Here is a 14,734-nt window from a genome sequence, read left to right on the forward strand (position 1 = left end):
TAACCTTTTTTATTAAATAGTATCGTCTAATTAATCTTCTTCTTTAGAAGCTAACAATTGATCGTACTCTTCGCGAGAACCTACGATGATACTTCCGTACTCACGTAAACCAGTACCTGAAGGAATCAAGTGACCAACAATTACGTTTTCTTTCAAGCCTAACAAGTCATCACGTTTACCTGCGATAGCGGCCTCGTTCAACACTTTCGTAGTTTCCTGGAAGGAAGCTGCTGAAATGAACGATTTCGTACCTAAAGAGGCTCTTGTAATACCTTGTAACAATGGACTCGAAGTTGCAGGAATAGCATCACGCACTTCTACTGTTTTTTGATCCTGACGTCTCAAAGTAGAATTCTCTTCACGTAACTTACGCAACGTTACAATCTGTCCTGGACGAAGGGTTGTAGAATCACCTGCATCAACAACAACTTTCTTGTCGAACAACGAATCGTTCTCGATCATGAAGTCCCATTTGTTAGCAGCTTCTTTCTCTAAGAAACGTGTATCTCCTGGATCCTCGATATTCACTTTCTGCATCATTTGGTGAACGATGGTTTCAAAGTGTTTATCATTGATTTTTACCCCTTGCAAGCGGTAAACCTCTTGGATACCATTAACGATATACTCTTGAACCGCTGCAGGGCCTTTGATCGAAAGGATATCAGAAGGTGAAATCGAACCATCAGATAATGGCATACCCGCTTTCACGAAGTCATTATCCTGTACTAGGATGTGTTTAGAAAGTGGAACCAAGTATTTCTTGATCTGTCCATCTCTAGACTCGATCGAAATCTCACGATTACCACGTTTAACGCCACCTAAGGTTACCACACCATCAATCTCTGTTACAACAGCTGGGTTAGAAGGGTTACGCGCTTCGAATAATTCCGTTACACGTGGTAAACCACCTGTAATATCTCGGGTCTTACCTGTCGCACGAGGAATCTTAACTAAGATCGTACCTTCTTTGATTTTCTGACCATCCTGAACCGAAACGTGCGCCCCTACAGGAATGTTGTATGAACGTAACGCATCGCCTGTTAGATCTGTAATTTTGATCGTCGGGTTTTTCGTTTTATCACGAGTCTCGATAATAACCTTCTCTTTGTGACCTGTCTGATCATCAGATTCGTCACGGAAGGTTACACCTTCGATAATCGCCTCAAATTCAATCTTACCTGCAAACTCAGAGATAATAACAGCGTTATATGGATCCCAGTCAACAAGAAGCTTTCCTTTTTCAACTTTATCACCTTCATTTACATACAAGTTAGCTCCGTAAGGAATAACTTGTGTATAAAGAACTTTCTTATCATCATTTACGATACGAAGCTCGCCAGAACGACCAATTACCGCTTGGTAAGGGCCATCTTCGCCTTCTTTCGCAACCGTACGAACGTTTTCAAATTCGATTTTACCTTCATACTTCGCCACGATACTAGAGTCGGCCGCAATGTTAGAGGCCGTACCACCCACGTGGAAAGTACGAAGTGTAAGCTGTGTACCTGGCTCACCGACAGACTGTGCTGCAATAACACCAACCGCTTCTCCAAGTTGTACACGTTTACCAGACGCCAAGTTACGTCCGTAACAGGAAGCACAAACACCACGCTTAGACTCACATGTCAATACCGAACGAATTTCGATACCTTCAATACCAGCCGCTTCGATAGCTGCTGCAATCTCCTCATCGATCTCGCCATTCGCAGCAACGATAAGTTCGTCTGTCTCCGGGTGAACAACATCATTTAGAGGCGTACGACCTAAGATACGATCGAACAATGGTTCAACGATATCGTCGTTCTCTTTAAGTGCAGACTTATAGATACCACGAAGACCGTTACAATCTTGTTCAACAACGATCATATCTTGAGCAACGTCATGTAAACGACGAGTTAAGTAACCCGCATCGGCTGTTTTCAAGGCCGTATCGGCAAGACCTTTACGCGCACCGTGGGTAGAGATAAAGTACTCGAGTACCGATAGTCCTTCTTTAAAGTTGGACAAAATCGGGTTTTCGATAATCTCCCCGCCTGATGTACCAGATTTCTGTGGTTTAGCCATCAAACCACGCATACCACAAAGCTGACGAATCTGCTCTTTGGAACCACGCGCTCCAGAATCCAACATCATGTATACCGAGTTGAAACCTTGATTATCGTTCGATAAAATATCCATTACGTGTGCCGTCAACTTGTTGTTGATACGCGTCCAGATATCGATAATCTGGTTGTAACGCTCGTTGTTCGTAATGAAACCCATGTTATAGTTGTTCATTACCTCATCAACCTCATTGGTCGCTTGTGCAATCAAATCAACTTTAGCAGCTGGGATATTTAAATCTTGCAAGTTGAACGACAAACCACCTTTGAAGGCTGTTTGGAATCCTAACTCTTTCATATCATCCAAGAACTGTGCAGCACGAGCCATACCCGTATTTTTCACAATCTCACCGATGACATTACGCAACGATTTCTTAGTCAACAATTCGTCAATGAAGCCCATCTCCTCAGGAACAATCTGGTTAAAGATTACACGTCCTACTGTTGTTGGGATAATCGAATTAACGATTTGTCCTTGTTTGTTTTTATTGTTTGTCTTAACCTTGATGTGGGCATGTAGATCAATCTGATTCTCATTCAAGGCAATGATTACCTCTTCAGCAGAATAGAAAGTCATGTCCTCACCACGCACCTTACGGTCTGCAGTTGAACGACGGCCTTTAGTAATATAGTAAAGACCCAATACCATGTCTTGAGATGGTACCGTTACTGGAGAACCGTTAGCCGGGTTAAGAATGTTGTGCGAAGCAAGCATTAAGATTTGGGCTTCCAAAATTGCAGCATTACCTAAAGGTAAGTGAACCGCCATCTGGTCACCGTCAAAATCCGCGTTGAAGGCCGTACATACCAATGGGTGTAACTGAATTGCTTTACCCTCAACTAAGGTTGGTTGGAAAGCCTGGATACCCAAACGGTGAAGCGTAGGTGCACGGTTTAATAACACTGGGTGTCCTTTCAATACATTCTCTAGGATATCCCATACAACCGGATCCTTACGGTCAACGATTTTCTTAGCTGATTTTACAGTCTTTACGATACCTCTCTCAATCATCTTACGAATGATGAACGGTTTGTAAAGCTCCGCAGCCATATCTTTAGGAAGACCACATTCGTGGAGCTTCAAGTGAGGTCCTACAACAATTACCGAACGTGCCGAGTAATCCACACGCTTACCAAGTAAGTTCTGACGGAAACGACCTTGCTTACCTTTTAAGATATCGGATAATGATTTTAAAGCACGGTTACCTTCTGTCTTAACCGCATTTACTTTACGCGAGTTATCGAACAATGAATCTACCGCTTCTTGAAGCATACGCTTCTCGTTACGTAAGATTACCTCTGGTGCTTTAATCTCGATCAAACGCTTAAGACGGTTGTTACGGATAATTACACGACGGTATAAATCGTTCAAATCGGATGTAGCGAAACGACCACCATCCAAAGGCACCAATGGGCGCAACTCTGGTGGAATAATAGGAACGATCTTCACGATCATCCACTCCGGACGGTTCTCGATACGTGTATTAGCACCACGGAATGCTTCCACCACGTGAAGACGCTTTAACGCCTCATTTTTACGCTGCTGCGAAGTTTCGTTCGCCGCTTGGTGACGCAAGTCGTATGATAACTGATCTAAATCAATACGTTTCAATAACTCTTCTAATGCCTCAGCACCCATCTTAGCGATGAATTTCTGTGGATCATTATCATCCAAGTATTGGTTTTCTTTTGGTAACGTATCTAAGATATCTAGATATTCCTCTTCCGTTAAGAAGTCCATAAAGCTGATACCATCATCCTCTTTGATACCGGCTTGGATAACCACATATCTTTCGTAGTAGATGATCATATCCAACTTCTTAGTTGGAAGACCTAGTAAATAACCAATCTTGTTCGGAAGCGAACGGAAGTACCAAATGTGTGCTACAGGAACAACCAAGCTGATATGTCCCATACGCTCACGACGTACTTTCTTCTCTGTAACTTCAACACCACAACGGTCACATACGATACCTTTATAACGGATACGCTTGTATTTACCACAGTGACATTCGTAGTCCTTTACAGGACCAAAAATACGCTCACAGAATAAACCATCACGCTCGGGTTTGTACGTACGGTAGTTGATCGTCTCTGGTTTCGTAACCTCACCGCTAGAACGCTCCAAAATTGTTTCTGGAGACGATAAGCTAATCGTAATCGATGTGAAGTTACTTTTAATTTTATTATCTTTTTTGTAAGACATACCTTATAAAAAGTTAAAGCTGTATGTAAAAGTCTAACAAGTACATGCATACTTGTCAGACCTATTACTTTTATTAATCTAATGTGATATCTAAACCTAATCCGCGCAATTCGTGAACCAATACGTTGAAAGATTCAGGAACGGAAGGTGTCGGCAAGTTATTGCCTTTCACGATCGCTTCGTAAGTTTTAGCACGACCCACAACATCATCGGACTTAACAGTCAAGATCTCTTGCAAGATGTTAGATGCACCGAATGCCTCAAGTGCCCAAACCTCCATCTCTCCGAAACGCTGACCACCAAATTGTGCCTTACCACCTAACGGTTGCTGCGTAATCAATGAGTATGGTCCGATTGAACGTGCGTGCATCTTATCATCTACCATGTGACCTAATTTCAACATGTAGATAACACCCACGGTAGTCGGCTGATCGAAACGCTCACCAGTAAGACCGTTGTACAAGTATGTTCTACCTGATTTTGGTAATTCTGCTTTCTCGATCCACTCTTCTACTTGTCCCATTTCGGCACCATCGAAGATTGGTGTAGCGAACTTCATACCTAACTTCTGGCCAGCCCAACCTAAAACGGTTTCGTAAATCTGACCCAAGTTCATACGTGAAGGTACCCCTAGTGGATTCAAAACGATATCGACTGGTGTTCCGTCTGCTAAGAAAGGCATATCTTCATCACGTACAATACGTGCAACGATACCTTTGTTACCGTGACGACCCGCCATCTTATCACCTACTTTTAGTTTACGCTTTTTAGCAACATAAACTTTAGCCATCTGAACAATACCTGAAGGAAGCTCATCACCGACTGAAATAGCGAATTTATCGCGTTTGAAAGCACCTAGCTCTTCATTAACTTTAATGTTATAGAAGTGTAGAGCCAATTTGATCAACTCGTTTTTATCGTCGTCTGTAGTCCATCCAGTTGGGTTGATGTGCGTATAATCCAAATCCATAAGGATTTTTTGTGTGAACTTCGCTCCTTTAGGTACTAAAAGCTCTTTATACACATTGTATACACCTTGGCTCGTTTTACCATTTACAACTGTAAATAATTTCTCAACCAAACGCTCTTTCAATGACTTCACCGCTCTATCGTGCGCTACTTCTAGTTTATCTAAAGCTTTTCTTTCAACTTCTTTAGACATTTTCTTCGCACGCGAGAACAATTTAGTGTCGATAACAACACCTTTCAATGATGGAGAAGCTTTCAAAGAAGCATCTTTCACATCACCTGCTTTATCACCAAAGATCGCACGTAAAAGTTTCTCTTCCGGTGAAGGATCAGACTCTCCTTTTGGCGTAATCTTACCGATCAAGATATCACCACCATTAACTTCAGCACCAATACGGATAATACCGTTTTCGTCTAAGTCTTTAGTCGCTTCTTCTGATACGTTCGGGATATCAGCTGTTAATTCCTCCTCACCACGTTTGGTGTCACGTACTTCTAATTCGAACTCTTCAATATGTAATGAAGTGAACAAATCTTGTGATACAACACGCTCAGAGATTACGATCGCATCCTCAAAGTTATATCCTTGCCAAGGCATGAACGCTACTTTTAAGTTACGACCTAATGCTAACTCACCATTTTCTGTCGCATAACCTTCACATAATACTTGACCTTTGAAAACTTTCTCGCCTTTGATAACGATTGGTTTCAAGTTGATACATGTATTCTGGTTGGTTTTCTTGAACTTAGTAAGAGTATATGTCTTGATATCATCATCAAACGAAACCAAACGATCATCGTCTGTACGTTCGTAACGAATCTTAATTTCATTGGCATCTACATACTCCACAACACCATTACCTTCTGCGTTGATCAATGTACGTGAATCAGAAGCAACACGTCCTTCCAATCCTGTACCTACGATCGGTGCAGATGGGCGCAACAATGGCACCGCTTGGCGCTGCATGTTCGATCCCATCAAGGCACGGTTGGCATCATCATGCTCCAAGAAAGGAATCAATGAAGCCGCGATAGATGTAATTTGGTTTGGCGCAACGTCCATATAATCCAAACGCTCAGGCTCAATAATCGGGAAGTCACCCTCATATCTAGCTTTTACTTTTGGATCCTCAAAGTTACCTTTATCATCGTACTGTGCGTTTGCTTGTGCGATAGTTTTACCGTCTTCATCTTCCGCAGATAGATAAACAACTGGCTGGTCAACAACGACTTTACCATCTTCTACCTTACGGTATGGTGTTTCGATGAAACCTAAGTTATTGATCTTCGCGTGTACCGCTAGAGAAGAAATCAAACCAATGTTTGGACCCTCTGGCGTTTCAATAGTACAAAGACGACCGTAGTGTGTGTAGTGAACGTCACGAACCTCGAAACCGGCACGCTCACGAGAAAGACCACCAGGACCTAAAGCTGACAGACGACGCTTGTGCGTAATCTCCGCCAATGGGTTGGTTTGGTCCATAAACTGAGACAATTGGTTCGTTCCGAAGAAGGAGTTGATTACCGATGATAACGTACGCGCGTTAATCAAATCTGTAGGCGTGAATACCTCGTTATCACGAATATTCATACGCTCACGGATTGTACGAGCCATACGAGAAAGACCAACACCAAATTGAGCGTATAATTGCTCACCTACCGTACGTACACGACGATTCGATAAGTGGTCAATATCATCCACCTCAGCCTTAGAGTTGATCAAGTTGATTAAGTACTTCACGATCGCGATAATATCTTCGCGCGTTAATACTTTTGTTTCATCAGGCGTATCAAGTTTCAATTTACGGTTGATGCGGTAACGACCAACATCACCTAAATCGTAACGTTTATCCGAGAAGAACAAGCGTTCGATGATACCACGTGCTGTTTCTTCATCAGGTGGTTCCGCGTTACGCAATTGACGGTAGATATGCTCCACCGCTTCTTTTTCGGAGTTTGAAGTATCCTTCTGTAATGTATTATATATGATAGAGTAATCCGCGTTGTTCGAAGCATCTTCTTTTGCAAGAATGATAGATTTAACACCCGCGTCAATGATCAAGTCAATGTGATCTTCCTCTAAAACAGTTTCACGTTCTAAAATGATCTCATTTCTATCGATAGAAACCACTTCACCAGTGTCCTCATCAACGAAATCTTCGATCCATTTTTTCAATACCCTAGCCGCTAAACGACGACCAACGTATTTCTTTAATCCCGATTTACTAACCTTAACCTCGTCTGCAAGATCAAATAATTCTAAGATATCTTTATCCGAATCGTAACCGATCGCACGTAATAAAGTAGTAACTGGGAATTTTTTCTTACGGTCGATGTAAGCATACATCACGTTGTTTACGTCTGTAGCAAACTCGATCCATGATCCTTTAAAAGGAATTACCCTTGCAGAATAAAGTTTAGTACCGTTTGTGTGTCTACTCTGACCAAAGAATACGCCAGGTGAGCGGTGTAACTGCGAAACGATTACGCGCTCGGCACCATTGATAACAAATGTACCTTTTGGTGTCATGTAAGGGATTGTTCCAAGATATACATCCTGTACAATGGTTTCGAAATCCTCGTGCTCCTCATCATTACAAGACAACTTTAACTTAGCCTTCAATGGAACGCTATATGTGAGCCCTCGTTCAATACACTCTCGGATATCGTAACGCGGTGGATCAATAAAGTAATCCAAAAACTCCAGTACAAAGATGTTTCTTGAATCAGAAATAGGGAAGTTTTCTGCGAAAACCTTGAACAGCCCTTCCTGATGGCGGTTGTCAGAAGTAGTTTCAAGTTGAAAAAACTCCTTGAAAGATTGCAATTGCACGTCCAAGAAATCCGGATAATCGATTACCTTCTTACTTGTAGCAAAATTCACTCTTTCGTTTTGAATATTATTGTTTGCCAAGGGAATAAGATTTTTAGTTTTAAAAAAACTGAGCTAACTATGCTGAAATCATGGTTTTGTCAAATGTCAGCACCCATTTGACACATGTAATAATATAAAACAGGAATAGACTCTGTCAAAAACTTGACAGAGTCTAAACCTTTTAGGTGCTTTAATATGTGAGATTACTTGATCTCAACAACAGCTCCAGCTTCTTCTAATTGTTTTTTCAACGCTTCAGCTTCGTCTTTAGTAACACCAGCTTTCAACTCTTTAGGAGCGCCGTCTACTAAATCTTTAGCTTCTTTCAAGCCTAGACCAGCTAAATCTTTAACCAATTTAACTACAGCTAATTTCTGACCACCAGCTTCTTTCAAGATAACATCAAAAGATGTTTTCTCTTCAGCAGCAGCAGCACCGCCTTCAGCAGGAGCAGCAGCAACTGCAACAGCAGCAGCAGCAGGCTCAATACCGTACTCGTCTTTTAAGATATCAGCTAATTCTTTAACTTCTTTTACCGTTAAGTTAACCAACTGTTCAGCAAGTTGTTTTAAATCTGCCATTTTATTTTGAATTTTTGAATGTACTTAATAAATAATTTTTAATTAATGCACGAACTGTTTTTTGAAAAGAGTGTTCGTTAGTCTCTTTGTTCTAAAGCTTTTACTAAACCTGAAATAGTATTTCCACCTGATTGAAGTGCAGAAATAACATTTTTCGCAGGTGATTGTAGTAATGCGATAACGTCTGCAATAAGCTCGTCCTTAGATTTAAGGGTAACTAATGCATTCAATTGATCATCACCAACAAACGCAGTTTCTTGGATGTAAGCTGCTTTTAAAACAGGCTTATCACCTTCTTTACGTAATTGTTTGATCAACTTAGCAGGCGCATTTCCACTCTCAGAAAGGAATAATGTAGAAGCGCCTTTAAGAACGCTACGTAATTCTTCTGAATCGATACCAGCTTCAAGTAAGGCTTTACTGATCAACGTGTTCTTAGCCACTTTGATCACAATACCTTGCTCAAAACATTTGCGACGAATGTTGTTGATTTTCTCTACACTAAGATCAGCAGTGTCAGTAATGTAAAAATTACCATAAGATTTAATCTGTTCGGCTAAAGCTTGAACAATTTCTTGTTTTTCTTCTTTTCTCATGATTAAATACCCGCTACTGATTTAGTTTCAATATGAATACCAGGACTCATAGTTGAAGAGATGTGAATACTTTTGAAGTATGTTCCCTTTGCAGCTGAAGGTTTAAGGCGAGAGATAGTTTGTAATACCTCTAACGCGTTTTCATAAATCTTCTCTGGAGAGAATGACACTTTACCAACTGAAGTATGGATGATTCCTGTTTTGTCTACTTTGAAATCGATCTTACCGCCTTTTACATCTGTTACAGCTTTTCCTACTTCTGTAGTAACTGTACCAGTTTTAGGGTTAGGCATCAAGTTACGAGGACCTAAAATACGTCCAAGTTTACCAACTTTAGCCATCACACTAGGCATAGTAATAATGATATCAACGTCAGTCCAACCACCTTCGATTTTGCTGATATAATCGTCAAGACCTACGTGATCTGCACCAGCCGCTTTTGCTTCTTCTTCCTTATCAGGAGTACACAAAACTAAAACGCGAACGGTTTTACCAGTTCCGTGAGGTAATGTTGCTATACCACGAACCATTTGATTTGCCTTACGAGGATCCACGCCTAAACGAACGTCGATATCCACAGAAGCATCAAACTTGGTCGTTGTAATATCCTTTACTAAAGCCGCAGCTTCTAATAAAGAATATGCTTTACCAGCTTCAATTTTGGATAGTGCCGCTTTTTGATTTTTTGTTAATCTAGCCACTTTCTTAAATTGATTTCGTTAATTAATTGTTCCAAGGAGCGTTACCGGATACGGTAATTCCCATACTACGCGCCGTACCAGCAACCATTTTCATTGCTGCCTCTACTGTAAACGCGTTCAAATCGACCATTTTATCTTTCGCGATAACCTCAACTTGCTCCCATGTAATGTTAGCAACTTTTTTACGGTTAGGCTCGCCAGATCCACTTTTAAGCTTTGCAGCATCTTTCAACTGAATCGCTACTGGTGGAGTCTTGATAATAAAGTCAAACGACTTGTCCGTGTAAACGGTAATGACAACAGGCAATACTTGCCCTGGTTTGTCTTGCGTACGTGCATTGAACTGCTTACAAAAATCCATAATGTTCACACCTTTAGCACCTAATGCAGGTCCTACTGGTGGAGATGGGTTTGCAGCACCGCCCTTAACTTGTAATTTTACTAACGCACCGACTTCTTTTGCCATTTTGTTTTGAATTTAATATGTTAAATGTCTGTTAGTAAGTTGGAAGCAAACTGTAACATTTATTTTTCTCGATTAGCGTACAACACAGTTATACAACTAAACGAGGTGCAAAGATAATAATAAGTTTTGAATTACAAAAGGTTACGTTGTAAATATTTTTATCCCGCCCACTACTTTCCAAATACACCCTCGAATACTGTCTTCCGCAAAATACCGTCATTCGTATCTCCGGCGTACTCCCAATACATGGCCCCTTTCATATTTCGTTGTAACAGATATTCACACTTTAGCCGAATCGATTCTGGTGTCTCAAAGGTCAAGACAAAATCACCGCCCTTATTCACCATATAATCCGCCTTCGCAACATCATCCCACTTCCGCTCCAAGCCCTCCAGTTGCAATATGTCTCTGTAATCAATAAATGTTTTTACATCCGTTTTATTACCCCGACCATAAAAGGGAAGCCCAAGAACCAACTTCTCTATGGGCATGCCTGCAGCGACATGAGCTGCAATGGCTTCCTCACAGGTAACACCTCCCGACTTATCGGAACGAAACAGACTCGCATGATGGAAAGGTGGATTCCCAGAGTCGTAGGTCATGATATTCACAAAATCAACAAAAGGATTTATCGAAGCAAAGGCGATATACTTCCCATTAGCTGCTGTAGCTAATGTTAATAGCTTCTCCACGCCGATGGCCGTACGAATATCTTTCATAAGCAACGTAAAATTATCCGTATCTTCGGCCGCATAAGAAATTCCCGCAGCATTGCTTGTTGGATACTCCCAATCAATATCAATTCCATCTAGACCAAATAATTCAACAACACGTAAGCAATCAGCAGCGAACTGACCCCGACGTTCAGGATCAGCAGCCATCTCGCTAAAGCCACCTGAACCCCAGCCACCGATAGAAAGTAAAACCTTTAAATGCGGATGCTTCTTCTTTAAAAGAATAACATCTCGTAATCGTGCTTCATTATCAACACGTATACCATCAAAGGTTTTATTAACGTGCCCAAATGCATAATTAATATGGGTGACATAAGCGGGATCTGGAATAACGGAAGTCCACGACGTAACATAAGCCACAATAACCTTATCTTTAGTTTTTGCAAACAAAGAGCCAGGTATTAATGCCCATAATAAAAAAGGTAAAAGAAAAATTAGTTTTAATAATCTTTTGTGGCTGTTCATGTTGGTTAGGTTTAGGATGTATAATAGATAAATTAGGTTTCAGTTTCTGCGCGCTTATATGCCGTAACAAACAGACCGCACGCAACTAGTAGACATACAAATGCACCAAACATACTCCATTTAAATTCTCGGAAAAGCTCAACCCCTACCACCAGGAGTACCACAACAGTAATCACAATCATAAATCTAGCGCGTGTCTTTTTCTTCATCGTATCATTCAGGTTAACAATCAAAACTACAAAATAATTCAAAAAAAAGAAACCCAACCATTTACATGATTGGGTTTCTTTGTATAACTATCGAAAGCGTTTCCGCTTATTCTTTTTCTACTTGCATGTAGTTAAGTTCAAGTGGTGTTTTACGACCAAATACTTTAACCATAACCGTAAGCTTTTTCTTATCCTCGTGAACCTCTTCAATTTCTCCGGTGAAACCATTGAATGGACCATCGTTTACTTTTACTGTTTCACCAACGTAGTAAGGAACATTGATTGCTTCACCTTGCTCAGCCATCTCATCAACCTTACCTAAAATACGGTTTACTTCAGATGGTCTCAACGGAATCGCATTACCCGCTTTATCTCCTAAGAAACCGATTACGCTATTCAAGTTTTTGATTGCGTGCTCTATCTCACCATCTAAAGCGGCTTCGATCAACACATAACCAGGATAATAGTTACGTTCTTTGGCAACTTTCTTACCATCTCTCATTTGGTAATACTTTTCCATAGGGATTAATACCTGTGGAACTAAATGTTGTATACCCAAGCGGCTTACTTCTGCTTCAACGTATTGTTTTACCTTCTTCTCTTTTCCGCTAACGGCACGAACTACATACCATTTTAAAGATTGATCTGCCATAAATATTTAATGATAATTAGGAAGTGATTCCGTACAATAACTCTAACAAGTTACTTGCTGCTTTATCCATTACGAAAACTAATAACGCAATGATAATAGAAGCCACAAGTACGATAACTGCAGAGTTTTGCAGTTGTGACCACGTAGGCCAAGTTACCTTCTCCGTAATCTCGACGTAAGAGTCTTTAAAAAAATCAAGTACTTTAGCCATTTTTAGTTTACCTAAATTATGTTAGCACGGGCACCAGGACTCGAACCCAGACCAAAGGTTTTGGAGACCTTCGTTCTACCTTTAAACTATGCCCGTGTAGAATTTCTTTTACTGCTGCAAATATAGCGTTTAAGCCTTATTGACGCAAATAATATTTGCCTTTTTTTAACATTTTTTACCCGAGATGTCAGCGGGAGAACCATAAAGCTTGTGCTAGAAGCAATTACGATTTAGATGTATAAGAACGTTCTTTCCTAAGAAAAGAACAAGCTAATCAGCATACGCCGATTAGCTTGTTTTTATTTTCAAGTATAATCTAAAAGATTAACCTAAGATTTCAGTTACCTGACCAGCACCTACTGTTCTACCACCTTCACGGATAGCGAAACGTAGACCTTTTTCCATTGCGATAGCGTTGATCAACTTAACAGTGATTGTAACGTTATCACCTGGCATAACCATTTCAGTACCTTCTGGTAACGAGATCTCTCCTGTTACGTCTGTTGTACGGAAATAGAATTGAGGACGGTATTTGTTGAAGAATGGAGTGTGACGACCACCTTCAGCTTTTGATAATACGTAAACCTCAGCTTTGAAATCAGTGTGTGGGTTCACAGAACCTGGTTTACAGATAACCATACCACGACGGATATCAGTTTTCTCAATACCACGTAATAATAAACCTACGTTATCACCAGCCTCACCGTAATCTAAGATTTTACGGAACATCTCAACACCTGTTACTGTAGATTTCAAGTTCTCAGCACCCATACCTAAGATTTCAACTGGGTCACCAGAGTTGATTACACCTCTTTCGATACGACCTGTTGCAACTGTACCACGACCAGTGATCGAGAATACGTCTTCGATAGGCATCAAGAAAGGAAGATCAGTCAAACGTGGAGGAATTGGAATGTAGTTATCTACAGCATCCATTAATTCCATGATTTTCTCAACCCACTCAGGCTCACCATTCAATGCACCTAAAGCAGAACCTTTGATTACTGGAACATCATCTCCTGGGTAGTCGTAGAATGATAATAATTCACGAACTTCCATTTCAACTAGATCTAATAATTCTTCATCATCTACTAAGTCAGTTTTGTTCAAGAAAACAACCAAAGCAGGGATACCTACCTGACGACCTAATAAGATGTGCTCACGAGTTTGAGGCATTGGACCATCAGTAGCCGCAACTACGATGATAGCACCGTCCATCTGAGCAGCACCAGTTACCATGTTTTTAACGTAATCCGCGTGACCTGGACAGTCAACGTGTGCATAGTGACGGTTCGCTGTTGAGTACTCAACGTGTGCTGTATTAATAGTGATACCACGTTCTTTTTCTTCAGGAGCGGAGTCAATCGAATCAAATGAACGAGCTTCCGATAAACCTTTATCAGACAATACTTTTGTGATAGCAGCTGTAGTAGTTGTTTTACCGTGGTCAACGTGACCGATTGTACCAATGTTTAAGTGCGGTTTACTACGGTCAAATTTTTCTTTTGCCATGTTTATGCGAATTAGTAATTATAAAATATTTCTTAATTAAATCCTTTGTTAAAGCGAAAACTTACGTTTTCCTTTCGAGCCAAAGATGGGATTTGAACCCACGACCTCTTCCTTACCAAGGAAGTGCTCTACCCCTGAGCTACTTCGGCTTCTAAAACCTTATTTACAGATTAATGCCCCCACCTTATTAGACATATTTATCAAAAAAGCAGAGACGTAAATCAAATGTTAAAAAATGAGCGGAAGACGAGGTTCGAACTCGCGACCTATAGCTTGGAAGGCTATCGCTCTACCAACTGAGCTACTTCCGCAATAATTTCGTTCGCTAGCCGAAGCTAGCGAAACGAAATAAGTAGTGTGGAGGGAGAAGGATTCGAACCTTCGAAGCCGAAGCAACGGATTTACAGTCCGTCCCATTTGACCGCTCTGGAACCCCTCCAGACCTGCAGCTTACA

Annotated in this window: 10 protein-coding genes and 4 tRNA genes; all 14 read right to left on the reverse strand. The window is 40.8% G+C overall.

Annotated features, from left to right (window positions below; all coding sequences use genetic code 11):
* Positions 1-30 precede the first annotated feature (30 nt).
* Positions 31-4,308 carry a DNA-directed RNA polymerase subunit beta' gene (gene rpoC, locus B9Y69_RS06655; protein ID WP_085472244.1) on the reverse strand — a complete coding sequence of 1,426 codons (4,278 nt, stop codon included), beginning with the start codon at positions 4,306-4,308 and terminating at the stop codon, positions 31-33.
* Positions 4,309-4,381: 73 nt separating this feature from the next.
* The gene (gene rpoB, locus B9Y69_RS06660) at positions 4,382-8,191 is read right to left on the reverse strand and encodes a DNA-directed RNA polymerase subunit beta (protein ID WP_085472245.1); all 3,810 of its coding nucleotides are present in this window, start codon (positions 8,189-8,191) and stop codon (positions 4,382-4,384) included.
* Between the two features lie 164 nt (positions 8,192-8,355).
* On the reverse strand, positions 8,356-8,733 hold the full coding sequence (rplL, locus tag B9Y69_RS06665) for a 50S ribosomal protein L7/L12 (RefSeq protein WP_085472246.1): 378 nt from the start codon (positions 8,731-8,733) through the stop codon (positions 8,356-8,358).
* 77 nt (positions 8,734-8,810) lie between these two features.
* Positions 8,811-9,329, reverse strand: a complete 519-nt coding sequence (gene rplJ / locus B9Y69_RS06670) for a 50S ribosomal protein L10 (protein ID WP_085472247.1) — start codon at positions 9,327-9,329, stop codon at positions 8,811-8,813.
* Positions 9,330-9,331: 2 nt separating this feature from the next.
* Positions 9,332-10,030, reverse strand: a complete 699-nt coding sequence (gene rplA / locus B9Y69_RS06675) for a 50S ribosomal protein L1 (RefSeq protein ID WP_085472248.1) — start codon at positions 10,028-10,030, stop codon at positions 9,332-9,334.
* Between the two features lie 22 nt (positions 10,031-10,052).
* On the reverse strand, positions 10,053-10,496 hold the full coding sequence (gene rplK / locus B9Y69_RS06680) for a 50S ribosomal protein L11 (protein ID WP_085472249.1): 444 nt from the start codon (positions 10,494-10,496) through the stop codon (positions 10,053-10,055).
* Between the two features lie 170 nt (positions 10,497-10,666).
* Entirely contained in the window at positions 10,667-11,620 is a 954-nt protein-coding gene (locus tag B9Y69_RS06685; RefSeq protein ID WP_234991123.1) for a glycoside hydrolase family 18 protein, read from the reverse strand.
* A gap of 390 nt (positions 11,621-12,010) precedes the next feature.
* Entirely contained in the window at positions 12,011-12,556 is a 546-nt protein-coding gene (gene nusG / locus B9Y69_RS06690) for a transcription termination/antitermination protein NusG (RefSeq protein WP_085472251.1), read from the reverse strand.
* 16 nt (positions 12,557-12,572) lie between these two features.
* Entirely contained in the window at positions 12,573-12,767 is a 195-nt protein-coding gene (gene secE, locus B9Y69_RS06695) for a preprotein translocase subunit SecE (protein WP_085472252.1), read from the reverse strand.
* A gap of 25 nt (positions 12,768-12,792) precedes the next feature.
* Positions 12,793-12,863: transfer RNA gene (locus B9Y69_RS06700), tRNA-Trp, on the reverse strand.
* A gap of 228 nt (positions 12,864-13,091) precedes the next feature.
* Positions 13,092-14,279, reverse strand: coding sequence for an elongation factor Tu (gene tuf, locus B9Y69_RS06705; protein ID WP_085472253.1), 1,188 nt, complete (start codon positions 14,277-14,279; stop codon positions 13,092-13,094).
* 77 nt (positions 14,280-14,356) lie between these two features.
* A tRNA-Thr gene (locus B9Y69_RS06710) sits at positions 14,357-14,428 on the reverse strand.
* Between the two features lie 89 nt (positions 14,429-14,517).
* Positions 14,518-14,590, reverse strand: a tRNA-Gly gene (locus B9Y69_RS06715).
* Positions 14,591-14,637: 47 nt separating this feature from the next.
* Positions 14,638-14,718 (reverse strand) — tRNA-Tyr (locus B9Y69_RS06720).
* Between the last annotated feature and the right edge of the window lie 16 nt (positions 14,719-14,734).

The organism is Sphingobacterium psychroaquaticum (genome assembly GCF_900177625.1).
GTDB classification, from domain to species: Bacteria; Bacteroidota; Bacteroidia; order Sphingobacteriales; family Sphingobacteriaceae; genus Sphingobacterium; species Sphingobacterium psychroaquaticum.